Annotated in this window: 21 protein-coding genes and 2 pseudogenes; 7 read left to right on the forward strand and 16 right to left on the reverse strand. The window is 43.4% G+C overall.

Annotation, left to right across the window (positions count from 1 at the left end; genetic code table 11):
- The gene (cdiI, locus tag T3H97_RS18670) at window positions 1-387 is read left to right on the forward strand and encodes a ribonuclease toxin immunity protein CdiI (RefSeq protein ID WP_076157516.1); all 387 of its coding nucleotides are present in this window, start codon (window positions 1-3) and stop codon (window positions 385-387) included.
- 466 nt (window positions 388-853) lie between these two features.
- On the opposite strand, the gene T3H97_RS18675 is transcribed toward cdiI, so the two are convergent.
- From T3H97_RS18675 to T3H97_RS18720, 10 genes are all read right to left on the reverse strand, one after another.
- The gene (locus tag T3H97_RS18675; RefSeq protein ID WP_013311404.1) at window positions 854-1,735 is read right to left on the reverse strand and encodes a carbohydrate ABC transporter permease; all 882 of its coding nucleotides are present in this window, start codon (window positions 1,733-1,735) and stop codon (window positions 854-856) included.
- Window positions 1,736-1,790: 55 nt separating this feature from the next.
- Window positions 1,791-2,672, reverse strand: coding sequence for a carbohydrate ABC transporter permease (locus tag T3H97_RS18680; protein ID WP_039273005.1), 882 nt, complete (start codon window positions 2,670-2,672; stop codon window positions 1,791-1,793).
- A 26-nt stretch (window positions 2,673-2,698) separates the two neighbouring features.
- Window positions 2,699-4,042, reverse strand: a complete 1,344-nt coding sequence (locus tag T3H97_RS18685; protein ID WP_328800540.1) for an extracellular solute-binding protein — start codon at window positions 4,040-4,042, stop codon at window positions 2,699-2,701.
- 131 nt (window positions 4,043-4,173) lie between these two features.
- Window positions 4,174-4,974: a response regulator gene (locus T3H97_RS18690; protein ID WP_328800541.1), complete on the reverse strand. Its 801-nt coding sequence runs from the start codon at window positions 4,972-4,974 to the stop codon at window positions 4,174-4,176.
- Window positions 4,975-4,976: 2 nt separating this feature from the next.
- Window positions 4,977-6,737, reverse strand: a complete 1,761-nt coding sequence (locus tag T3H97_RS18695) for a cache domain-containing sensor histidine kinase (protein ID WP_328800542.1) — start codon at window positions 6,735-6,737, stop codon at window positions 4,977-4,979.
- A 297-nt stretch (window positions 6,738-7,034) separates the two neighbouring features.
- Window positions 7,035-8,027 (reverse strand): Gfo/Idh/MocA family protein, encoded by a 993-nt coding sequence (locus T3H97_RS18700; protein WP_328800543.1) that lies wholly within the window; start codon window positions 8,025-8,027, stop codon window positions 7,035-7,037.
- Window positions 8,028-8,196: 169 nt separating this feature from the next.
- Window positions 8,197-8,640: a HEAT repeat domain-containing protein gene (locus tag T3H97_RS18705; protein WP_013311410.1), complete on the reverse strand. Its 444-nt coding sequence runs from the start codon at window positions 8,638-8,640 to the stop codon at window positions 8,197-8,199.
- Window positions 8,641-8,857: 217 nt separating this feature from the next.
- A complete protein-coding gene (locus T3H97_RS18710; protein ID WP_328800544.1) occupies window positions 8,858-9,199 on the reverse strand; it encodes a cupin domain-containing protein in 342 nt (113 codons plus the stop codon).
- A 74-nt stretch (window positions 9,200-9,273) separates the two neighbouring features.
- Window positions 9,274-10,518: a PTS ascorbate transporter subunit IIC gene (locus T3H97_RS18715; RefSeq protein ID WP_223821938.1), complete on the reverse strand. Its 1,245-nt coding sequence runs from the start codon at window positions 10,516-10,518 to the stop codon at window positions 9,274-9,276.
- Between the two features lie 327 nt (window positions 10,519-10,845).
- A complete protein-coding gene (locus T3H97_RS18720) occupies window positions 10,846-11,868 on the reverse strand; it encodes a substrate-binding domain-containing protein (RefSeq protein WP_025723255.1) in 1,023 nt (340 codons plus the stop codon).
- Window positions 11,869-12,206: 338 nt separating this feature from the next.
- Between T3H97_RS18720 and T3H97_RS18725 the strand changes: the two genes are divergently transcribed.
- Complete coding sequence (locus tag T3H97_RS18725; RefSeq protein WP_328800545.1) at window positions 12,207-13,400, forward strand: glycoside hydrolase family 5 protein; 1,194 nt, start codon at window positions 12,207-12,209, stop codon at window positions 13,398-13,400.
- A gap of 223 nt (window positions 13,401-13,623) precedes the next feature.
- The gene (locus T3H97_RS18730; protein ID WP_328800546.1) at window positions 13,624-13,953 is read left to right on the forward strand and encodes a hypothetical protein; all 330 of its coding nucleotides are present in this window, start codon (window positions 13,624-13,626) and stop codon (window positions 13,951-13,953) included.
- Window positions 13,954-14,099: 146 nt separating this feature from the next.
- Here T3H97_RS18730 and T3H97_RS18735 read toward each other — a convergent pair whose 3' ends face one another.
- The 4 genes from T3H97_RS18735 to T3H97_RS18750 form a co-directional block, all read right to left on the reverse strand.
- The gene (locus T3H97_RS18735) at window positions 14,100-14,681 is read right to left on the reverse strand and encodes an NAD(P)H-dependent oxidoreductase (RefSeq protein WP_328800547.1); all 582 of its coding nucleotides are present in this window, start codon (window positions 14,679-14,681) and stop codon (window positions 14,100-14,102) included.
- Window positions 14,682-14,755: 74 nt separating this feature from the next.
- Window positions 14,756-15,340, reverse strand: coding sequence for a TetR/AcrR family transcriptional regulator (locus T3H97_RS18740; RefSeq protein WP_250270588.1), 585 nt, complete (start codon window positions 15,338-15,340; stop codon window positions 14,756-14,758).
- A gap of 193 nt (window positions 15,341-15,533) precedes the next feature.
- Window positions 15,534-16,496 carry an IS4 family transposase gene (locus tag T3H97_RS18745; protein WP_328800548.1) on the reverse strand — a complete coding sequence of 321 codons (963 nt, stop codon included), beginning with the start codon at window positions 16,494-16,496 and terminating at the stop codon, window positions 15,534-15,536.
- Between the two features lie 35 nt (window positions 16,497-16,531).
- Window positions 16,532-16,672, reverse strand: a complete 141-nt coding sequence (locus T3H97_RS18750) for a hypothetical protein (protein WP_328800549.1) — start codon at window positions 16,670-16,672, stop codon at window positions 16,532-16,534.
- A gap of 146 nt (window positions 16,673-16,818) precedes the next feature.
- On the opposite strand from T3H97_RS18750, the pseudogene T3H97_RS18755 reads away from it, so the two are divergent.
- A pseudogene (locus T3H97_RS18755) lies at window positions 16,819-17,690 on the forward strand (LysR family transcriptional regulator).
- Window positions 17,691-18,127: 437 nt separating this feature from the next.
- Here the strand turns inward: T3H97_RS18755 and T3H97_RS18760 are convergent.
- On the reverse strand, window positions 18,128-19,102 hold the full coding sequence (locus T3H97_RS18760; protein WP_328800550.1) for an NADP-dependent oxidoreductase: 975 nt from the start codon (window positions 19,100-19,102) through the stop codon (window positions 18,128-18,130).
- A 256-nt stretch (window positions 19,103-19,358) separates the two neighbouring features.
- On the opposite strand from T3H97_RS18760, the gene T3H97_RS18765 reads away from it, so the two are divergent.
- Window positions 19,359-19,928: a TetR/AcrR family transcriptional regulator gene (locus T3H97_RS18765; protein ID WP_328800551.1), complete on the forward strand. Its 570-nt coding sequence runs from the start codon at window positions 19,359-19,361 to the stop codon at window positions 19,926-19,928.
- 576 nt (window positions 19,929-20,504) lie between these two features.
- Window positions 20,505-20,600: pseudogene (locus T3H97_RS18770) on the forward strand (phage tail protein); the annotation flags it as partial.
- Between the two features lie 203 nt (window positions 20,601-20,803).
- Here T3H97_RS18770 and T3H97_RS18775 read toward each other — a convergent pair.
- Window positions 20,804-21,337, reverse strand: coding sequence for a TetR/AcrR family transcriptional regulator (locus tag T3H97_RS18775; protein ID WP_025716458.1), 534 nt, complete (start codon window positions 21,335-21,337; stop codon window positions 20,804-20,806).
- A 117-nt stretch (window positions 21,338-21,454) separates the two neighbouring features.
- Here T3H97_RS18775 and T3H97_RS18780 point away from each other — a divergent pair, with 117 nt between their 5' ends.
- Complete coding sequence (locus tag T3H97_RS18780) at window positions 21,455-22,501, forward strand: SDR family oxidoreductase (RefSeq protein WP_103049404.1); 1,047 nt, start codon at window positions 21,455-21,457, stop codon at window positions 22,499-22,501.
- Window positions 22,502-23,382: the final 881 nt, after the last annotated feature.

Raw genomic sequence — 23,382 nt, forward strand, 5'->3', positions numbered from 1 at the left:
ATGGATGATGAAATATATTATGTAGAAGATGTTCAGGAAAAAATTAAGAATATGGAGGCATACTACGGTACTTTAGGGGACGGCTATTTTTTAGAAGCTCTAAATGAATTTACAAAGGGTAAAGGATTTGGTATTGGTTATACTAGCTGCTACTTTGCTACTGAATGCACTCCAAATGATGAAGAGTATTTTGGAGATAGTGGAGTAAATTTCACAACAACTCCGCCAGTAACTAGTGTAGAAGTGTATGCAATTGTGGATTATGAGATGTTTTTTGAGTATTTAGTTAAGGTAGCTCAGGAGTATCTTTCAAGACATTCCCAGAATGTCGCTAAAGTTGAAAGTTGTTTAGCTCAAATCAAGGAGAAGTTAAATTTATACGCTTAAAACAATAGGATGTTTACACACCCAACAACAAGATCGCACAATACAACAAACCAAACACTAAAAACTTGACACAAACTTGATAGCCTTTTTAAAAGCACAGTCCCACTTGAGATACGAGTAGGAATGTGCTTTTTTTTATGCTAAAAATAAGCAGTCAATTAGCAGAATAAGTCCCAATTCCTATATAAATAATACAACTTTACCATTCCCCTATCAGAGTTACCAACCACATCATAACCCCCGATGGATTCACGCAATTGGTCGGCATCATAAATATCAACATGTTTGCTCACCATTTATTTTCTGAAAAAGCTTAAATTTATGGATTTTCTACTTCATTTATATATTTCCTTCAACTCAAACTAGACTCGCGTAAAAAAGCACCCCCTAGCATTCATCGGACAAACCAAAAGGTTTGTTCCCATGTATACACTAGGGGGTACCCTTCTAACCTAGGGAATTTGTTTTACCCCTTAACCGACCCGGCTGCAATCCCTTCCACAATCCGGTCACTCATGATGAGAAACACGAGCAAAATGGGCAAAATGCTGATCATCAACGTAGCTCCGATAGCTCCCCAGTCGGTCGTATATTGTCCAATAAAGTTCTGGACGCCTACGGTCAGTGTTTTGTTTTCGTCCGAGCTGATGAACGTATTGACGAAAATAAACTCGTTCCAGTTGTAGATCATGTTAATAATAGATGTCGTTGCCATGACCGGGGTAGTCATGGGCAGCACGATTCGGAAGAACATCCGGTTGACGGAGCAGCCGTCCATAACGGCCGCTTCTTCCACTTCACGGGGCAAGGCGTAATAGAAGCCCAGCAAGATCATCATCGTTGTCGGCAGATTAAAAGCAACATACGACAGGATGATGGAGAGTGAAGTGTCTGTTAAATGCAGTTTGAGAAACATACTGAACAACGGAATCAGGGTGGAATGGACTGGAATCATGAGTCCGACCATAAATAGCCCGAGAACCAGCTGACTTCCTTTCCACCGCATACGCGTAATGGCAAACGTTACAAAGCTGGCTAGCAGCACCGTCAGCGCCACGGATATGACCGTAATCCACACACTATTGAAAAAATACCGCCCGATATTGCCGCTGGTCCACACATTCATATAGTTCTCCCAATGCGGTTGGGACGGGAGTGCAAACGGCGGAAGGTTAAACACTTCCTGATTATTTTTAAGTGAGAACAGCATCAGCCACACCAGCGGTAAAAGCTGCGTCACCGCCAAGATGATTAAAATGATATACAAAGCGGCATAACCGACCCGAGTTAACATTTTGCCGCGGGTAGCGACTCCAAGCGGATAGTTGGCGGCTGCCTGGGTTTTCATATCCGTTCCTCCCTCTTCCTGTCCTTTGTTACCCTCATCTATTAGCAAGACTGCATTATGAATACTGGATGGTGTCACTAGTAGCCGTAACCTTACGGATCAGCCACGTAGCGATTAGACAGATGAGCAGCAGGGCAAAGGCTGTAGCACTGCCGTATCCAAAATCAAAACTGCGGAATGCCTGGTGGTACATGTAAGAGGCCATCACTTCACTGGCTCCATTCGGTCCACCGTCCGTCATGACGTAGATGAGATCAAAATATTTGAGCGAGCCGACAATGGACAATATGATCGTAACGTTAATCACCTCGCGCAGCAGGGGCAATTTGATACGAGTCGCAATCTGCCAGGCACTGGCCCCGTCGATCCGGGCAGCCTCCATCAGCGTTTCGGGAATATTTTTCAGCCCGGCATAGTAGATCAGGATATAAAAGCCTGCATATTGCCAAATAATCGGAATGAACAAAGCAAACAGCACCAAGGACGGATTAGCTAACCATTCAGGCGGATTGTGGACTCCGACTGAAGCCAGTATGGAATTGAACACTCCGTTCGTTGGATGATACATTTTGAGCCACAGCTGTGCGATCGCTACAGATGACAACAGCATGGGAATCAGATAAATTTTCCGCAGCAGATTCGCTCCCTTGATTTTTCCTGACAAAATCATCGCAATGACCAGATAACCGATCAGACTGATGCCTGAAAACAAGGCCAGCAGCAGCGAATGCCAGGCACTTTGCCAGAATGCACTGTCTGTGAGCAAATGTTGATAATTGTCCAGCCCCACAAAAGTCATAGAACCGATTCCATTCCACTGATTCAGGCCGTAATAGCCGGTCAGTACTATGGGTACATATATTACGGCGAATAACAGCAGCAGAGAAGGCAATACATATAGAGCAATGACAAGCTTATTGGACATGACCTTTTCCACGGTTGGACCTCCTTAGGTGGTCAATTTCAATTTCCTTTCTCGATGGCAGCCTTATGCTGGTCGGCAAATTGTTGCGGTGTCACCGCTTTACCAAACAACGCCTGAATCATATTCAAATGTACCTGCGCTGCATTCGGCTTCATCTGTACATCTGCGAACAAAGTAATACTGCTGGCTTGATTCAGTCCGTTCAGCAAATCGACATATAGCTTGGGCAATTTTTCTTTGGAGGTGTCCACTTTCGTGGCCGGAATAACGCCCGCCTGTGTGACCGATTGCTCTCCCCATTTGACTACGAAGTATTCAACGAACGCTTTGGCCTCTTCTTTTACCTTGGAATTTTCCGAAACGAACAAGCCTACTCCCGGACCTCCTACCCAACTGTTCTCGTTGCCCTTGCCGCCTGCAACCATCGGGAATTTAAAGAAGCCAATTTGATCTTTAAATGCTTGCGGGATTGCAGGATTGGTCGTAAAATTCGGCAATTCCCAAGTAGCCATTAAATACATAGCCGCTTTGTCGTTCATAAACTCGGATTTTCCCTCATCATTGGACAAGCCGTTAAATCCTTTGTTAAAGGCATTCATATCCACAAGCGTCTGGACTTCAGAGGCCGCCTGAATTAAACCAGGGTCATCGAACGATCCTGAGCCGTCAATCGCTTTTTTCAGCGTTTCGTTACCTGCTATACGGTCCGCCAGATACATATACCAGAGCGAGCCGGTCCAGCGGTCTTTATTGCCCAATGCAATCGGTGCAACTCCATGATCCGTAAGTGTTTTCACAACCTGCTTAAATTCGTCAAATGTCGCAGGTACCTTCAAATTGTATTTTTGGAATATGGCTTTGTTATAATAAATAGGTGTAATATTCAATTCAATCGGAAGCGCATACGTTTTGCCATTCAGCGCATAAGCTTCGGTCGTTCCCGGTACGAATTTGTCCTTCAGCTTGGAACCATTCAACAGGTCATCCATCGGCGTAAATAATCCACCTTTAACGTAAGGCTCCATAAAGCCTGCTGCCCAGGTGATGCCGATATCCGGCAATTCATTGGAAGCTGACAGCACTTTGAGTTTGTTTTTATATTGTTCATTTTCCAGCACTTCCTGCTGAATGACGACATTCGGATGATCCTTTTGGTATTGATCTATAATCTGAGTCACAAGCTTGCTCTGCTGTGCCGAGCTTCCCTCTGGCCAGAGGTGCATCATTTTGAGTGTAACCTTTCCCCCTTCTCCACTGGAACCGCCTTGACCATCCTTACCAGCACCGCAACCGGATAGCACCAGCATGAATGACAGCAGCAGGGTCAACCCAGCAAACCATTTTTGATGTGAGCGCTTACGCAAACCATACTCGTTGGACATCGTTAGACCTCCGTTTGTTGTATTTATATTTGTAACCGTTATCATTTGTAAGTTTAGCACTCCATTCCTGCTTTCAACAGGGTACACTCATTGGGTATAATTCCACTTTTATTGGGTTCATCTGCCTACTATCAGTCGATATTCTCCGGCCCTGTACGCATCTGCTGCCTGTAGCGGCTAGGACTTACCCCCTCGGTCGCTTTGAATACTTTGATAAAATATTTATCTGTCCGGTAGCCTGATCGCTCGCCGATTTGGGCAATCGTCAACTGGGTATGCAGCAACAGCTCCTTGGCCCGTTGTATCCGCAATCGGTGCAGATATTCACTAAAGGACAAACCACTTTGCTCTTTGAATAAAACACTAAAATAGCTCGCATTCAGGTGTGAATGCGCGGCAGTCTGCGCCATCGTAATAGATTCGTGAAGATGCTCCGCCATAAAGGTGAAGGCACGTCGTACCGGGTCACTAAGAGTAGCCGCCTGGAGATCAAGCTCTAGCAGAACAGGGTCAGCCAGCTTGTCCAGCTTATCGTACCGCTGCCGCTCCTCTTCCAGCCGAAGCGCTTCATTGACCGCATTCAGCAGCTCCTGCTTATCAATCGGTTTGAGCAAATAATTGACGGCTCCCAGACGAAGCGCCTGCTGGACATAATCAAATTCCGCATATCCCGAGATGACAATGATCGCTGGTCGTCGTGAATCCCGTTCCAGAGAGCGGATTAAATCCAGCCCACTGAATTCCGGCAACCGGACATCCGTAATCAACAGGTGAACTGTCTCCGCTCGCAGTATAGTTAATGCTTCCAAACCGTTACCAGATGTCACAATCCGGTATTTCCCGGCGGCCCATTGCTCCAGTGTCTGGTGTATCCCCTGACGTGTTCGCTGTTCATCGTCTACAATGACAATGGTTTTGGATGAAACACTCATTCCTACCGCCCTCCATATTCATCAGGAATTTCAAAAGCGACCACAGTTCCTTCCTGCTCAGCACTATGTATCAGCATACCGTCCGTTGGATAAGATGTGCTGTCATAATAGAGCGCGAGCCTGCGCTGCACATTCACTAGTCCCATACCGGTTCCCTTGCTCTCGCAGGCTGCTCCCCCCATTAACGCTGTACGCACAGCTGCAAGTTCTTCCATTGTCATTCCAGGTCCGTTATCTATGACCGCGATCTTGGTCCAACCCGATCTGGTCGAAGGAGTGACACTGATTTCAACGCGGCCGTTGCCGATGCGATTTTCGACACCATGCAAAATGGCATTCTCTAGAATAGGCTGGATCAGCAGCTTAGGAAGCGGAATTCTGGCTGCCTCTGAAGGCATATGAATTTGCCAGCTCAGACGTTCACCCAGACGCATCTCCATCAGTTCCAGATAACGACGGATTTGCGCCATTTCTTCCCCGAGGGTCACCCAAGAGTCATGGTGAGCCGGTTCGATAACATAACGAAACAGCCGCGACATAGACACCATCAGCCCGGCAAGCTCCTCCTCTCCCTTCTCCTGTAGCGACCAGTTGAAAGCATCCAGCGTATTAAAAAGGAAATGCGGATTGATCTGCGCCTGCAGAGCTTTAAGCTCGGTCTGGCTTTGTAAAACCTCCTTCTCGTAAATGACATGGATCAATTCATTGATATCGACAATCATCGTATTGTACTCTGCGTTCAATTCTCGCAGCTCGACCGCTGCTGCCGGTTCTGGATTCAGAGCCAACGCCCCTTCCCGTGAACGACGCATCGCCTGAATCAAGTGACCTATCGGTCTTGTAATCAACGTAGACAACATAAAGGACATAAATAGGAATAGCACGGCACCAAGAGATGCGGAAATGATAAGTGTAGTCCGTAAAACCGTAATTCCGTCTGTGACGACGCTAACCGGAATCAGGATCAGCAGCGACCAGCCCGTCCGCTCCGACTGCTGAACCGCCTTCACATATTCCCGCTCCCCAATATGAACCGTCTGTGTCTTGCTGTGCAGTACACCTGACAAATCCGTCTGGTTCATTGGTTCACCCGACAGCAGCTGGCCTTGACGATCTACAAGCAGCATGGTTTCATCCGCTTCTTCATTGACTGCTGACGCACCATTCAGTCCAAAATAACTTCGCTCCATACGGGTAATCAGGTACCCTCCACGTGAGAACCAGCGATCCACCAGGCTCACCTGCCGAATTGCCAGCAGTGACCGGGGGTCTTCGGGATCAATACCGATCCAGACCAGTCTTCCTTTCATCTGATTCGCTTCCCGAATGTCTGCCTGTCCAATACGTTCCTCCAGACTGCCCTCTCTAATCGGAAACAACATCTTCCCTTCGGCGGTATACAGCTCCAGCGAGCCGACACTCGGCATATATGCCTGATAGCTATGCATCACTTGCAGTAGGGATTGACGCTGTCCGAAATTCACCTTGCCCCCGTTACGCTCCTCCAGCAAAATATGCTGAACAGACGGGTGATTCGCGACCTGCTCCGTCAAACTGTCCATCTGGCCGATTAATGCATCCAGCCTACCGCTTGCTTGTACCGCAGTCTGACCAATATGTCGCTCGGCACTGTCTTTTAACAGGTGAGACACATTGAGATAAATGAACGCCCCCGCTACACTCATCATAATGAGCATCACCAGTATAAATCCGATAAAAATTTGATTACGTAATGTGTTTAATGGTTGGTACCTTAAACGCATATGCCATCTCCCCCTGAGCCATCGCAGAAAAGTAGATAATGAGAACGCTTTCTATTTTCTATTCTAGCGCATCATTCTCCTTTGTTGGCATATTTTCAGCAGAGATTATATCAAAATGGACAGCAATCTCTGGAATCATTATGTTCGACAATAACACGTAATAACGATACTTATTAAAAAAGATGACTCCCGACACATGCAGGAGCCATCTACTGACCAGTTAAACCGAAGTTTCTTTCAAATCACCCAAACTAAGATACCGTCCAGGCTCCGAAGCTCGTATATTAAATGGGTATCCTATTGGAGCGCAGCCAAAATGCGGTCGCACAGCTCCATCGTTTTCACGTTGTCTCGTCCACTTGAATCAGGCGTCCGTCCTTCTTGGCAGCAGTTCATGAAATGAGCAATTTCACCAACAAAACCGCGCAAGTACAAATCACGGTATCCGCCCGACATTGCGGAGGCTGATGGTGTCAGAACCGTATCGTTTTCCACAAGGGATTTCCAAGGGAGCTCCGTGTGACTCTCCGATCTATGAATGATCAGTGTGTTCACTTCATCCGCGTTCGCAAAACCGTGATCAAAGGTTACCGTGATCCCTTCACTCTCACGCGTCCATGCTGTCATACCTGCGAAGTATAGGCTGCCCACTACACCATTTTCAAATTTCAGGGCAATCGTATGGGAAATACACTCACCGTTATCGTTCGCAAATCCGGTAACCTGTACCACTTCCCCGAACAAATAACGTACCAGGTCGACCATATGAACCGCCGCCAGCTTTATGAAATCTTCGCCGGTTTTACAAAACAGGGTACTGTCCACGAGAAATTTTGCCTGAAATGAGCGTGCGGCTCCAAGCGAGCCACCCTCAATCCATTCTTTTAATTTTATGTATACAGGTGCGTAGCGCTTCATGAAGCCGACCATCAGAACAACGCCTGCTGCTTCTGCCGCATCTGCAATTTGGGCCGCTTCCTCCGCATTCCAACCCAGTGGCTTATCTACAAAGACATGTTTTCCAGCCTTAATGCAGTCTAGTACGAGCGAAGGATGATCCGCCGCTTGTGCAATCACGACAACTCCATCACAGTCTTCCTGCTCCAGCATAGCCTTGTAATTGTCATAAGGTGTGCCACTACTTCCAAACCGCTGAAGTGCTGTCTTCGATCTGCTTAAATCTCTAGTCGCAATCGCCTGAATTTCAGCACCTGCACCAATAACAGCAGGATATATGTTCGTTGAAGCGTGAAAGCCAGCCCCGATAAAACACAGCTTCGCCTTGCTCATGTTAGTCCCTCCCATGTACACACTAAAATAATCCGATCCCATCGTACCATATTGCTGAAGTATATATATAAAAAAGCCTTAACAAAGATAATCCCTTATCCTTGTTAAGGCTCTGTCTGCATCACCAGCAACCATCCTTAAAAATGCATTCAATTACAGGGTTCAGGCGTTATCTTGTGGATAACGAAGCCCATTTTTGCTCCAGCCACTGATCAAATTCAGCACCCTTGTCGCCTTCATAGATGTCATAAATATCGACTCTCATCTTGTGCAGCTTCTCGCGAAAATCGTTATAGGTATGGTCGGCTGGCAGGCTTTTTTTAATCCGTACCAGAATCTTCGTCAGACCCTTAACAAGCTCACCCTCTTTGCGCACAGGCGGCTGTACATTCTCGCCCCATTCCTGAAGTCTGCGGTAAGCGGCTTCCTGAACGGCATATACCGTATCATTATTCAAACGGTGTGTCAGCAAGTCAATCGTCTGCTGGTTCTTCCATGCACCCAGATCGTTTACCGCAGCTAGGCGCGTTTTCCAATCGGAGGTTCGGTTTGCAGCTACTTTAAGCTGCTCATATACTTCTGCAAATTCTTGCTGAGTTTCGTTGTTTTCCAAAATAATCTCATCCTTTTCTAAAAATCACTATATTACTATTCATCACGATTGCCGTTTGTTAAATATAACATACTTGCAGGTCTTCTTCTAAAAAAGATAAAAATGAAATGTATCGGACATGCCAGAAGGCATCATCCGCCTCAGTTGGCTACCGCGGAAAGGCTTCGTAAATCCCTCCAGATCTCGGGGTAGATAAACCGTATTTTGTAAGGGAATTTTACAGAAAATCTGCACGTGCTGGTGTAAATGCATCTAGCAGAATACCGCCATCCTCCAGTGGGATACAGCCATGAAGAGTATCGGATGGAAAATGGATGCTGTCTCCTTCTTTGACGGTCTGGACTTCCTTTGTTTCGCCATTATCGATCATGAATTTAAAACTTCCCTTTATTACATAAGTGACTTGTTCATGGACATGCTTATGCAACAGGATCTCCCCTGTTTGGGCTTTAGCAAATATCACTTTGACATACATAAGCTGGTCGCTGTGGGCCAGCACTTTCCGGGTGGTATTACTGTCAACGATGTCAATTTGAATATCTTGGTCGTTAAAAAACATGGATAATTCCTCCTCTTTTTAAGCACAAATGATTTAGATAAGTTATTTTGGAAAAACTCATAAATCGATTTAGTTTAAAACCAGCGGAAAATAAGCCAAAGTACTCCTGAAAGGGTAGTAAAGTCGGGATCGGCGAATGTTACTCCTTCGGCACCCAAAAAGGAAAAGAGCGGCAAGGTGAGGGCCGGCAGCAGACAGAGCAAGAATCCATTAAGACAACTGGAAATAACAGCTCCTCTGAAACCACCGCTGGAATTGCCGAATATCGCGGCTGCACCACCAGCGAGGAAACAGGCCATGATCCCCGGCACAATGACAGGCAATCCGATAAACGGGAAAAGAAAGACGCAGGCAACGCCTGTGAAGAAGCTGACCAAGAAGCCTACCAACGCGGAATTGGGTGATTTATCGAACAGTACCAGAACATCCACACCAGGGATTGCTCCAGGTGCGAACACTTGGGAGAAGCCTTTGAAAGCGGGTACAATTTCAGTTGTAAAAAGCTTAACACCTGCTTTTGCGATATACAAGCCCGCAGCAAAAATAGCTGACTGTTCGAGGATGAAGACGATATATTCTTTGCCATCCGATAATTTGCTGACATAATCAGAACCAGCAACCAGTCCAGATACCAGTAAAAGCACAAGCATCGTCAAGGTCGTTGCAACATTGGGGTCGCGCAAAAAACTGATGCGGTCATTAATTTTCACATTTTCGGTGTCATTTTCACGGTTGCCAAAAACTTTCCCTAAATAGGTACCTAGAATGTAAGAGGTCATGGAAGCATGAGCAATCGTATATTCATCCGATTTAATAATGTTTTTGCTGGCATTCCGGAGTAGGTAAGGAAACACCGCCATATAGCTCCCAATTATCACTGAACCGACGATGATCGTAGTCAGCGAACTGAGACCCAGACCTTTCATAACGGCTGTAGCGGCAAAGCTCATAAACAAAATCAAGTGAAGAGACAAATAAATGTACTTGAACTTGGTCAGACGTGCAAGCACGATATTAAGAATCATGGAAAAGAGCAGAATGAGCGCAGCGTCCGCCCCGATCTGATCAATGGTCAGTGCCATAATGGCTTCATTGCTGGGTACGACACCTTTAAGGTTGAACGCATAAGAAAAAATTTGGCTGAAGTTAGTGAGAACGCCACCTAAAATGCCGCCGCCGACCTTGATCATGGTGAAGCCCATAAAAGAAAGGGTAGTTCCCGTAATGATTTCTGATACTTTCTTTCTCTGGAATATAAGGCCGAGTAATGTCACAATCGCGATAATGATGGATGGCTCCCTGATAATACTCATAAACATTTCCATAGTGATCTCCGACTTTCTTTTATTTATTTTCCATTCTTACTAAATCGATTTAGTAATACACGAAAAAAATTTCCCTTCCGGGAATGTAAAAAGAAGCAGAATCATTTTTGTGAATTAAATCACAACTCACTTCATACATTATTCGTTTAAGCTTCATTCCTCCCCTCTCTTTAATCGCAATCATTACTAAAATCAGGACATACATAAATGAAAGGGTATTCATGACTCGAATCATAAGATCATTATAGCTCTTTATTTTCTTTTTACAATAGAATTCATAAAAACGTTTTCAAAAAGATGCAAAGGACTTATTCAAATCATTCAGTTCAGTTTTTGGACAGATTCTCTGTGGTTAATGACCGGATTCATTCGGATGATTTCTGACAGCTCCTCATGATCCTGTTCTTTTTGATCAATTTTCTCCAGCAGTAGCCTCGCACTTCTTTTCCCCATTTCAAAACTCGGCTGGGAAACGGTTGTGATCGGCGGATTATAAAAAGATGCAAAGGATACATCATCTATGCCAATCAAGGAAAAGTCATTAGGTATGGTCAGATGATTATTTTTTGCATAAATCAGCACCTGCTCCAAAATCATGTCATTCGTAGCAATAATTGCGGTGGGCGGATGCTCCATATGGAATAGTTGTCCAATCAGATTAGGCATTTCATCCAACCTGCCGCTTTTGATATAGTTTTCATTCACTGATATGCCATGTTTGCCCAACGTATTTCGATAACCTGACAGCCGCTCACTTCGTGTAGTGATCGCTTTTTTGCCTAAGGGGAACGTGATAATTCCAATGTTGTTATGACCATGCTCAATGAGTGCTTCAACCGCAAGCTCGCTGGCCTTTTCATTATTCAACAGCACTGTGTCTACACTGATTTCATCGATTTTTCGGTCCACAAACACGAAAGGATAGCCATTTTTGACAAGGGAAACATATAATTTCTTGTTCTCTTCCGTCGGGAAAATGATAAGTCCATCCACTTGCCGAGCAATCATCGACTGGACATACTTTTTCTCTTTGAGCGAATCATCATCGGTATTGCAGACAATGACCTGGACATTTTCCAGTTGGCATTCATCTTCAATGGCACGCACGACTTCTGTTGTAAATCTCGATAAAATGGTTGAAGAAATAACCCCCACAATGAAGGTCTTCTTCTGCTTGAGACTACGTGCCACCTCATTAGGTATATAACTGAGATCCTCAATCGCTTGCTCGATCTTCTTCTTGGTGTTTTCACTCATATAGTTGTATCTCTTTTGCAGAAACTGCGAAACTGTACTCTTCGACACTCCGGCACGTTCTGCAACTTCCTTCATCGTTGTTACCATAATTACCCTCCTTTCTTTTTTGCATGTCATGCGTGTTAATTCTCAAATATATATATTCTGCAACCTGTATGTAAAGTGAATTTCACTTTATTATATACCTTCTTTTACAGCAGGAAAATATAATAAATAAAGAGTTAGAGCATGCCCTCCAGCCCCTAAACAACCGCTCCCACAAAAGCTGGACACTTAGCTTAACCATCCGTTGTTACGAATCTATTGAATTCGAACGAAATCTTAGAAATATACGAATTTTATGAACTTGTTTGATGGAAGATTTGAACATAAAATAAGAATGTAATCGGTTACAATTTCTTTTAAATAAAGGAGGAAGCAGAATTATGAAGAAAAAAGGACTGAAAAAGACATTTTTCGTCATTGCCTCCCTCGTAATGGGCTTCACACTGTATGGCTATACTCCCGCTTCAGCAGATGCAGCCAGTGTGAAAGGATATTATCACACCCAAGGAAACAAGATTGTAGACGAATCCGGGAAAGAAGCGGCATTTAACGGCCTAAACTGGTTCGGTCTGGAAACTCCTAATTACACCTTGCATGGACTGTGGAGCCGCTCAATGGACGACATGCTAGATCAGGTGAAGAAAGAAGGCTACAATCTGATTCGTCTGCCTTACAGCAATCAGTTATTCGATTCCAGTTCCCGTCCAGACAGTATTGATTACCACAAAAACCCTGATCTGGTCGGATTAACTCCGATTCAAATTATGGACAAGCTGATCGAAAAAGCTGGACAACGCGGTATTCAGATTATCCTTGACCGTCACCGTCCAAGCTCAGGTGGGCAATCCGAGCTGTGGTACACATCCGAGTACCCTGAGTCTCGCTGGATTAGTGACTGGAAAATGTTGGCTGAACGTTATAAAAACAACCCAACCGTCATTGGTGCGGATTTGCACAACGAGCCACACGGTCAAGCAAGCTGGGGTACAGGCAATGCCTCCACAGACTGGCGTCTGGCGGCACAACGTGCAGGGAATGCGATTCTGTCCGTGAATCCGAATTGGCTGATTCTCGTAGAAGGTGTAGACCACAATGTACAAGGAAACAATAGCCAATACTGGTGGGGTGGCAACCTGACAGGTGTAGCCAACTATCCTGTCGTTCTGGACGTACCGAACCGTGTCGTCTATTCTCCACATGACTACGGCCCAGGTGTGTCTTCACAGCCATGGTTCAACGACCCGGCCTTCCCGTCCAACCTGCCAGCGATCTGGGATCAAACCTGGGGCTACATCAGCAAGCAGAACATAGCTCCGGTGCTGGTCGGTGAATTCGGCGGTCGTAATGTTGATTTGTCTACTACTGAGGGGAAATGGCAAAATGCACTCGTAGACTATATTGGTGCCAACAACCTGTACTTTACGTACTGGTCCCTGAATCCGAATAGCGGCGACACAGGCGGTCTGCTACTGGATGATTGGGTTACCTGGAATCGTCCGAAGCAAGATATGCTGAGTCGAATTATGAAGCCTGTTATTTTCGTAGCGGAACAAGCGAAAGCAGCAGCCGAATAAGCACAGGAATTCAATTCAATTATTAAAAAAGCCGATTTTCCTCCTTCAGGCCAGATTATGCTGGGCTATGAAAATGTGGAGAAACGGCTTTTTTGTCGGTACCTGCAACCTCCAGGATTACACATTGTAAATTCCCCATTGAATGGGTCATTTTGTAAACTAAATCTCTCTTTTAACCGATAAATACATATGTTGGATTTAAATTTAGAAAGGAAGATTTCATGTGATTGTTTGGAAGGGTTTTGGTATTTTAAACATCGTTATTCCAGGGATCTTATTTGTTATTGCCGGGAGTTTAGTATCCGCTCTAGGGCTTGACTCCATAGATTCCCGGCTACCGATGGCTTTTGTGTTCATTGTGTCGGGGGTTATTATCTGGTACTTGGGAAAAGCGCTTAACGCCGACTCGGACAAAGTGCTAGTTGATATGGAAACGGGGCAACGTTATCGAATGGGAACCCAGCACAGTCTGTTTTTTATCCCTATGCATTATTGGGGCCCTGCCGGGCTAGCGATTGGATTTATTTTAATCGTTGCATCGATATTTATATAACGTTGATTTCAAAACATGAGCTATTCCAAAGACCACAATGCGGGCCAGTTGCTCCCATTGTGGTCTTTTTCCTTTTGGCAGGTCAATTATGATCGGTTACCGTCATGGTTTACCTGTAGGCCAATGGATTTGGGGCAGGTGAAAACCTAGCTCATGCTTCGCCCCAGCTGCTCCACCTTGCTCAGCCAATCGTTGCGCTGCTGATCCGATAATTTATTCATGAGATCAATCGCAGTAGAATGCACTGGTTTGACACCACATAGATGCAGCGTGGAATCCTTCATCATCCGATGCCCAGGCTGTCCCTGGAAAAATCGGTAATACCAGTGCGGACCATCCATCGTTGTAATGAGGCGGGCCGTTCTTCCTTTTAGAAGCTTGTCAGGCAGGGGTTTTCCTTTTTGATACTTAAACGCAAACCCCGGCATAAAGGTACGGTCAATGAATCCTTTCATTAATGCAGGCAAGCTGCCCCACCAGATCGGAAAGACAAAAACGAGATGTTCTGCCCATTTAATCGACTCCTGTGCTTGGATCAAATCAGGTTCCAGCGGCAATTTATTACGATATCCACCTAATAGATTTGGATTAAAATCAAGCTCGGATAGCTGCAACAAACGAACCTCTGCCCCTCCAGCCTTCGCTCCTTTTACATAGGATTGAGCCAACGCTTCTCCATAACTGCCAGCGACCGGATTCCCTTGAATCACCAATATTTTTTTAGACATATAAACCACTTCCTACCTTCATATTATGATTTTAGTTAGAAAACACTAACTTTATATTTAAAAAGAAAAGGTCACTACTGACCTTTACTTAATAAAGCAGTTAAACGTTGTTTGACCTCTGTTGCAAATGGAACCAACTGCTGTGGAAGTTCACCTTCCAGGCTGGACACGGACAAGCGTGTAATAGCTCCAATGATGAGCACACCGGATAGCTGAGCATCCTGCTTCGGCAGTTCACCTTGTTGAATCCCCTGTTCGATGAATTCAGTCAACGCTTCCAGCGGCTGACGCACATTCTGGCTCTGACTTGCTTCAACATACAGCTCATGGTGCTGTGATAGTAGAAGCAATCCATACTGGTCCTCATCATGCATATCCAGCACTTCATCCACCAGTTGATGGAAACGACTAACGAAGCTCCCACTCTGCTTGCGATAGAAGTCAATTAATGTGGTGTAGCTATTACAATACTGCCCGAATACTTCCAAGGCCATCGCATCTTTACTCTTAAAATGCTTATAAATCGCGGCATCCGTCACACCGGCAGCCTCTCCAATTTCTTTGACCGAAATCCCGTCAATTCCTTTGGTTGCAAATAAGCACATCGCTGCCTGCAGAATATCTTTCTTTTTGCTGTCTACATGTGTTTTCTTGTTCATAAGCTTATAGTAAGTGATAACTAACCAAAACGCAAATTATTTTTTATGGAGGCTCATTCCGTCTTTATATCTTCATTTAAAATAAATTGAATTCAACCTAATATACCATGTTTTTATAATAGATTAATTATAAACACCTTAAATTATACGTGTATCACCACATTTTATTCATATAAAATAGCACGTCTGTTGATTAACCAGAATAAATAATTTGATTTATAGAAGCAGAGACACGCTTAAGAAGAACATGCTGAATCTGGATCAGCCATTCCACTGGTAGTTTTTGCAGAAGAAAAAGACGAGAAAATCGGGCAAAGGAAAGAATGGCATGTTTGGGCCACGTTGTTTGAGCAGCATCAAATAGCCATTTGAGCAGGACATAGACAATGAGAGCGCAGAATAGTTGCCCATAGACCGCATTTTCCGTCGTGCCAAATAACGTTGGAATATTCAAATGTTGCTTGATCCAACGGAAAAAGACTTCGATCTGCCACCGAGCTTTATACATCTGTGCGATTTGTTCTGCCGTGACCTGCATTAAATCTGTTACCACCCGAATTTCCCGACCTTCAAAATCTCGAAATATAACGACACGATGACGTTGCTTGGAACGACACTGCGATGTTCCTAGCTGGCAAGTCATATCTCGAAGGATAGTTGAATCTGATGGCTTGAGACGGGATAGTGCATGAGGTTTTTCCAAATGGACATTGTCACGAAGCCGAATGACAAAGGATTGTCCTTGGATTTTGAAGTCATCCAGACGCTCCAGTTTCCCATAAGCACGGTCCATCACCAAAATGTAGTCCGGTTGAGCCAACGCTTCACTCATGGGGCCATCATGCTTGGAGCCCAGCGTTTCGACCACCTGAAGGGGTTGCCCATTTTGGGCTTGTAAAGCGACATGAAGTTTAATACCTGCACGCTCCCCGTGATAAGGAGCCCAGGGTAGTCGTGTTTTTCCCACCGTCATGGTGGTCGAATCGATGAGGAGTAATTCTTTGGGAAACGTAAGTTTTCGGCGTGTTTCTCGGCTATACTTGTGAATGACCCGATGAAAAAGCTCCTTAAATATAGCAAAGGGGACTTCGGCCGCTTTGGTGGAAAAACACGAATAATGAACCTTAGGTAAGCCACTGCGAGCGGCATGATCCACACCGGAACGATAACTGTCCCATTGTTCTAAGGCAGCTACACACAGTATCGAAGTAAGTGGGTTACCGTGAATTTACGGGCTTTGTCTTCATAGTCTGTTTCCTTGGCAACGCTTTGCACTTCTTCCGGTGTCAGAATAGACTGAAGGATGAATGGGATCGTGATAGACTTTTTCATGGAGTCGTCACCTTTCGGTTAAGTTTGTAGGGGTACAAACTTAACCGAGTTGACGGCTCTTTTTCTACCATTTAGTGGTTAATCAACAGGTGTGCTAAAATATCTTTATATTATAAAGGGGATAACCAAATGGTTATAATTAAAATATGAATATGAATCATCTTGAAGTGTCTATGAAGGTTGCGGAGAAGTTGAATATTACGGAGGCTGCCAAAACACTGTTTATTTCCCAACCGGCTGTTAGTAAGGCTTTGAAAAATTTAGAAATATCTTTACAAGTGAAGCTGTTTATTCGAGACAAACAGAATGGATTAATGCTTACAGATGTTGGGAAAGAAATGTTGATTCTGGCTAGGAATATGAAGGAAATTGAAAATAAAATGGTTCAACTCGCCTGTCAGGAGAACAAGCTTTTGCGTGGTAAGGTGAGGATTGGCTCATTTCCGGCTGCCTCCACAAACTTGCTGCCGGAAGTGATATGTTCATTCCGCTCCCAATATCCGCAAGTCACGATTGAGCTTATGGAAGGAACCTCTAATCAAATTAAACAATGGGTGGAAGACCGAACGGTTGAAATAGGCTTATCGCTTCTCCCTTCGATCATTTTAACTTTAAAATCCTGGCGCATGACTACATGGTAGCTATTGTACCGGAGAACCATCCTTTACAATCACAAAGCGAGATTAACCTGGAACATTACAGAAATGATTTTATTTTTTGCAAAGGTGGACATGAATCCGCTGTGTTGAACACATTTCACGAGAATGATATTTCTTTCCATGAGAGTCTGACTGTCCAAACGGCTGAAACCTTAATCCAAATGGTCCAAAAAAATCTGGGGATCGGCATTATATCTCATTTTACGCTTACTTCTGTTCCATATCACTTGATTGTCAAAGAGATTGTTCCTCGGATCACGCGGGATATCGGGATTGTAGCACGTTCCTTTGATGAAGTGACACCAGCAGCCAAGCAGTTTATAAGTGTTATGGGTCAGTTGTATGGTGAGAGGATTTAATGTGTCTATATGTGATGGCTGCGATTATATGATATTTACGATGCTTTCAGCGCAGTTGTTTAGAATTGATAAGGCAGGCCATCCCACAAAGTATGGCCTTTAAACTTGCCGTTACAGACAGCGCGGTGAACCGTATCATAAGTAACGGAGGTTTTTGCATACATAAGTATGTTTCATAATAATTCCATCAAAAAAGTCCCTCATTGATTATTCATGTGCAACACTGGGCAGTACATGAATATGCATCAAAATACCCTCCAAATCTGCGGGATTAGAGGGTATTTTGATTCGAGCATAAGAAATTTATTCTCGGATACCGCAAGCTCATACGGATTAAAACTGTTCAACTTACTTCTCCCGGTGCTGCTCATATGATTCATCAGCAGCGCAATATTTTGTACATAAGGATTAAAATGTTTACTAGAGCTTATAAAATCTTAACCCTGCTTTCTCTGAATTACTACCTTTCCCCTCTTAGGATTTGTTTCGCACCTGTGGTACGCTTCGGCTAATCCTTGAGATGTAAATGGGAAAATCCCGCTTAAATGAACCTTTAATTTTTCTTCATGTACGTTTCGAAGAATGGATAACAAATCATCGTGGTTTGGCTCTGCATGAACAAATTGAGCTTCGATTCCGCGAATTTTGGGATGTTCATTAATTGCCATGGCTACCAGTGAGATGAGCTTGCCTCCATCCTTCAAAACAGAGTAGCTTTTTCGCCCAGTTTCACTTATCTTCGCATCCAGAACGGTAGCTGATCTATCCATAACCATATCCAGTACAATATCTACTGGACTACTTATAGCCTTTGTGAAATCAGTTTTGGTATAATCAATTGCCTCGTCGGCACCTAACTGTCGCACAAATTCATGGTTAAATTCACGGGCTGTTGCAATCACATATGCACCTGCTTGTTTGGCGAGTTGAACAGCAATATGTCCCACACCGCCTGCGCCTGCATGAATCAGAATACGCTGTCCAGGTTGTAGTTTGCCATACTTAAATAAAGACTGCCAGGCAGTCAATCCAACCGTTGGCAATGCAGCAGCTTCATGAAAAGATATCCCTGGTTGGATTATCGCAAGTGCGTTTTCTTCCACTGCTACATAATCTGCATAGGCGCCACCATTATTAATAGGAATACCCATAACACGATCGCCAGGTTTGAAATGAGTTACCTTACTTCCAACCTCAGTGACCACACCCGCAAAATCTGCACCGAGAACATATGGCAACTGAACTGGCAAAATATCCTTAACAGCCCCAGAACGTAGTACATAATCTGCTGGATTTATCGAAGCAGCATACATTTCCACTAGCACCTGTGTTTCTGTAATTACTGGCACAGTTATCTCTTCATCTTGTAAAACTGCTGGAATTCCGTACTCTTTCAAAACAATTGCTTTCATAATAAATTCCTCCTATTTTTTAAATTTGTTTCAAACAATGAATGATTTATAAACACTTGTTTACTTATTAACAACTGTCTGATATCGTGATATTAACAAAGTTACTTCTTCACTTCAATCGTTAAAATAACTGCATTTGATCATTAATTAACAAAATTCGATTCATCGTTCAATAACTAATAAATATTTCATGAACCCAAATGCATATGGTTAAATTCATTGGAAAAATTTTACGCTATATTTTAAGGAGAGTCTTATGGATAGACGAATACTAAAAACACAAAAAGTAATTATCGGGGCTTTTATCGAACTGCTCTCAGAGAAAGAATTTGAAGATATTACAATTAGTGAAATAGCAGATCGAGCTGATGTTAGCCGCGGGACTGTCTACTTGCATTACATTGACAAGTTCGATTTGTTGGATAAATGTATCGATATTTATTTTAAAAAATTATTTGAAAGTTGCATGACTCTCGACGGCACTGCGCTTTTACTTTCCAAATCCATTATGATCCGCACATTTGAGTATTTGGAACAACATGCTTTAATATATACTACTCTGCTGGTTAACAAAGGAATCCCTGCGTTTAGAAACCTCATGATGAATGTGATTCTAGGGAACCTTAGTGAGCTGATCGATGTCAGTAGCATAAAACAAGATATGAACAAGGAGGTGATGTTACAGTTTTTGGCTTCGGCTATTGTTGGTTTACTAGAGTGGTGGATTATCCAGTCAATACCCATTCCAGCTAAGGATATAGCAGAACAATTGTGGTCACTGCTGGAACGTATTCAAGTTATGCCTCATTTACCGGAGTCTAATTAATCAGACAGTAGGGTACAAGGACACTATCCCTTATATATCTAGGAGGAAGTGCTAGCAATATAGGCCGAAGGGGTTCTAATAAAGCAAATTTCCTCAAATTAAAAACTGCAGTTAAAGTGATACGGTGAACCGTATCACAAGTAGAGCAAGTAGGGGCAAGTTTTTTGAGGAATAGCTCGCAGGAGGCTGTTAGATCAACGGGTAGAGAAAAAATCTCCTGGACGTTAAATGAAATTGATCAAATTAATTTTGAATAATTCAATAGCAATCATGCTGCCGAAAAGTGGATTCCTTTTGGACAGCATGGTTTTTTTGTAGGAGAATACTTGCGCTTTATTGGAGGTACTGCCTCTATAAGCGGTAAATATATGCTTTTACTCAGTAGTGAATGAGTTTAGCCGTTATAGCGTGTACGGTGAACCTTACCATAAGTGAGGCAAATTTTATTGGGGGAAACAACGGGGTTTATCATATCCTAAACGTGAACGTTTATATTTAAATCATTTTTGGTATAATATTTGGAAGATAAGGAAGATTAAATTTCTGTTTTTAGAAAATAGTGAGAGAAAACGAGGGATGGAAATGTCGTATATCGTTGATTTTAAAAATGTGTCTACGGTAGGCTTAGAGTCTTCACCTGTAGTAGAAGCGCTTGCTGGTTTACGTGCACATGGGCCAAACTCACCGGGTTGTCACTCTCATTACTACGCATGTCTTCAATATCCGCTTTTCGCCTCAACATTGCCGTTTCCTGCTCAGCCAGTTCACCTACTCGTTCCTTAAGCAAATGAACCTCCAGCATATCTTCCTCGGAGATGGTGAAAAGCCAGTTTGCTATGTCCTGTTTTGGACACTCATCGTATTTCCCTGTATTTTTATTTATGAAAAAGTCGGATGAGTGCGGATATTTCTTCTATAGTTTCTTGTTGACCATTCTTTATCCACATCACCCAAATTTCAAAAACACCGGCACTCATAAAATGAATCCAATAATTTCGTTTCGCACCTGTCCAGTCTGGAAAGGGAATAAGCTCATCATAAAATTGGGTAATATGATTTTTGAAGATTTGATAAAGTAGCCCTGTGTAATCACTCTCAATGGCCAATCGAAAATCATCAGAGAATGTTAGAAAAAAGTTGGTCAAATCTGTTATTTTTTGCTCGTGATTCTTTTTGTTCGCAATTTTATTGAAAATATCTGCAAATTTAGGCTCGTAGTACTCCACTAATACCTGTTCAAGACTTTCATAATTTCTATAGAAGGCCATTCGGCTGACGCCGGCTTTTCTAACGAGTTCTGAAATCGTCAGCTCTGATATTCTTTTCGTTCGCAATAGCTCCAGCAATGCAATAGTAATCCATTCTTTGGTGTCTTTTTTAATAATTTGTGCGTGATCGGTTGCTGCCATTACACTTCCTCCATTCTGTCACACATGCTTGTTTCTTGCTTGCTATTGATAATGCCTGGTCCTATTATAGTGTAAAAAGCGTTACAAGTGTAACGCCACCTGAAGGGAGTATTTAAGATGGCAGACTCTAGCAAACCTGTAGTGCTGGTGACCGGAGGTTCAGGATTTATCGCTGTTCATATCATTGTGAAATTACTGGAGAAGAAGTATCGTGTGCGGGCAACCCTGCGTACAATGAGCAGACAAGATGAAGTGAAAGCCATGATTATGTCAGGTGGAGTGACAAATATGGAGGATTTGTCGTTTGTTCAAACGGATTTGACTTCTGATAAGAACTGGAATAATGCGGTTAAAGGAGCGGATTATGTCATCCATGTGGCTTCTCCAACCCCCAATAGAATTTATAAAGATGAGAATGAAATGATTGGGCCGGCACGTGAAGGTGTTTTACGAGTGTTGAGGGCAGCACGTGATGCAGGGGTCAAGCGTGTTGTTTTAACTTCTGCTTTTGGAGCCATTGGTGTGGGACATAAGCATCACATAGGGCCATATACCGAGGATGATTGGTCCAATACAGATGCAAAAATTCATCCATATCAAAAATCCAAGACACTTGCTGAAAAAGCTGCCTGGGAATTTATTCAACAAGAAGGGAAGGGTTTAGAATTTGCAACCGTAAATCCTGTTGGTGTGATGGGACCAATTCTAGGCAATGATTATTCGCATTCAAATGATATTGTCCGCCAAATGTTAGAAGGCAAGCTAAAGTCTGTCCCCAAAATTTATTCTGATTATGTGGATGTTCGAGATGTTGCAGAGCTGCATATCCTGGCAATGGTTCATCCCGAAGCAAGTGGAGAGCGGTTTATAGCTTCTAGTGCAGAAAATCTCTCAACACTTGAGATCGCAAATATTCTGAGAAAAAATTTAGGGGAAGATGCGAAACACGTGCCTATGAAGGAAATTCCAAATCCTATCGTTCGTGTTGCGGCGGTTTTCAATCCTAAATTAAGAATGATTGCAACACTCTTGGGCCAAGACATGTCAACGAGTAATCAAAAAGCCAAACGTTTACTGGGATGGACACCACGCCCGGCAGAAGAAGCAATTATAGCCACTGGTAAAAGTATGATGAAAGTTATCAAGGGACAGATGAAGGTATAAGTTATTGTGGGGACAATTTGCGTTTAACAACTGTCCCCTTTTATGTTAGATCGCCTGCACAGCTCCGGTGTTTTGGCAATCCTGCATTGGTGATCATGTCCTTGAGCTCGTTGACAAATGAAGTCAAACTGGTCGTAGAGGCCTTCCCGAATCGGTTCTCCCCGGTCAGATTCCCGATCGGTTTGGCTGCATCCTCTCTGTATTTGCTTTTTAGTATATGATCCACCACTCTACATTAAATCTATAATCTATTTTTAATTCTCAATTCTCCAACATAACTCCTGTAAAACCTCTTTCATCCTTCTGGTTTCTCATAATATGGGCTAACTTCATGTGATACTGAGCAAGTTGAGTGAATATGAATTGTGGTCAGAATACTACCATAACGAAGGCATGAGACACTTGTTTGTCGAACTGCCCTATTTTACCGCCGAATATTTGAACCTATGCACGCTGTCGTTCGATTGTGGCCGGTTCATTTTCAGAAGATAGATTGAATAGAGAGAGTTGTAGAATTTTTAATTCTTCACGTTGAGAGTTGATTTGTCACAAAGGTCTCGAACTGAGAGCAATAGATTAATGTTATCGCAGAAGGCCCCCTCACATTTTGCTTCAAGAAAATTTTGAGCTCTAATTGCATTGAATTTAAAGTTCTTTTTTATATCGACATGTATTTATTTATGGGAAGGGTAGGAAGGATACATGATGTTAGAAAAATCGGATATGGAGCTTTTGATTGAAGCAGAACGAGCTCCTGATAAGTCTTTAGCTGTATTAATATGTGGGATAGCGGATTCGGGGAAAACTACCTTTTCTCAAAAAATGGAGGAGTATGGGTACATACGCCTTTCCATTGATGAGGAGGTATGGTCCGCTAACGG

It is taken from the genome of Paenibacillus sp. LX16 (assembly GCF_036252815.1).
GTDB classification, from domain to species: domain Bacteria; phylum Bacillota; class Bacilli; order Paenibacillales; family Paenibacillaceae; genus Paenibacillus; species Paenibacillus polymyxa_B.

What these genes read in the sequence shown, in the direction of transcription:
- T3H97_RS18715 (WP_223821938.1), bottom strand. Translation starts at nt 10,518, where the DNA reads ATGTTTATGAGTATTATCAGGGAGCCATCCATCATTATCGCGATTGTG.
- T3H97_RS18700 (WP_328800543.1), bottom strand. Translation starts at nt 8,027, where the DNA reads ATGAGCAAGGCGAAGCTGTGTTTTATCGGGGCTGGCTTTCACGCTTCA.
- T3H97_RS18740 (WP_250270588.1), bottom strand. Translation starts at nt 15,340, where the DNA reads ATGAACAAGAAAACACATGTAGACAGCAAAAAGAAAGATATTCTGCAG.
- T3H97_RS18765 (WP_328800551.1), top strand. Translation starts at nt 19,359, where the DNA reads ATGGATAGACGAATACTAAAAACACAAAAAGTAATTATCGGGGCTTTT.
- T3H97_RS18760 (WP_328800550.1), bottom strand. Translation starts at nt 19,102, where the DNA reads ATGAAAGCAATTGTTTTGAAAGAGTACGGAATTCCAGCAGTTTTACAA.
- T3H97_RS18735 (WP_328800547.1), bottom strand. Translation starts at nt 14,681, where the DNA reads ATGTCTAAAAAAATATTGGTGATTCAAGGGAATCCGGTCGCTGGCAGT.
- T3H97_RS18685 (WP_328800540.1), bottom strand. Translation starts at nt 4,042, where the DNA reads ATGTCCAACGAGTATGGTTTGCGTAAGCGCTCACATCAAAAATGGTTT.
- T3H97_RS18750 (WP_328800549.1), bottom strand. Translation starts at nt 16,672, where the DNA reads ATGAAAAAGTCTATCACGATCCCATTCATCCTTCAGTCTATTCTGACA.
- T3H97_RS18675 (WP_013311404.1), bottom strand. Translation starts at nt 1,735, where the DNA reads ATGAAAACCCAGGCAGCCGCCAACTATCCGCTTGGAGTCGCTACCCGC.
- T3H97_RS18710 (WP_328800544.1), bottom strand. Translation starts at nt 9,199, where the DNA reads ATGTTTTTTAACGACCAAGATATTCAAATTGACATCGTTGACAGTAAT.
- T3H97_RS18775 (WP_025716458.1), bottom strand. Translation starts at nt 21,337, where the DNA reads ATGGCAGCAACCGATCACGCACAAATTATTAAAAAAGACACCAAAGAA.
- T3H97_RS18695 (WP_328800542.1), bottom strand. Translation starts at nt 6,737, where the DNA reads ATGCGTTTAAGGTACCAACCATTAAACACATTACGTAATCAAATTTTT.
- T3H97_RS18725 (WP_328800545.1), top strand. Translation starts at nt 12,207, where the DNA reads ATGAAGAAAAAAGGACTGAAAAAGACATTTTTCGTCATTGCCTCCCTC.
- T3H97_RS18780 (WP_103049404.1), top strand. Translation starts at nt 21,455, where the DNA reads ATGGCAGACTCTAGCAAACCTGTAGTGCTGGTGACCGGAGGTTCAGGA.
- T3H97_RS18720 (WP_025723255.1), bottom strand. Translation starts at nt 11,868, where the DNA reads ATGGTAACAACGATGAAGGAAGTTGCAGAACGTGCCGGAGTGTCGAAG.
- T3H97_RS18690 (WP_328800541.1), bottom strand. Translation starts at nt 4,974, where the DNA reads ATGAGTGTTTCATCCAAAACCATTGTCATTGTAGACGATGAACAGCGA.
- cdiI (WP_076157516.1), top strand. Translation starts at nt 1, where the DNA reads ATGGATGATGAAATATATTATGTAGAAGATGTTCAGGAAAAAATTAAG.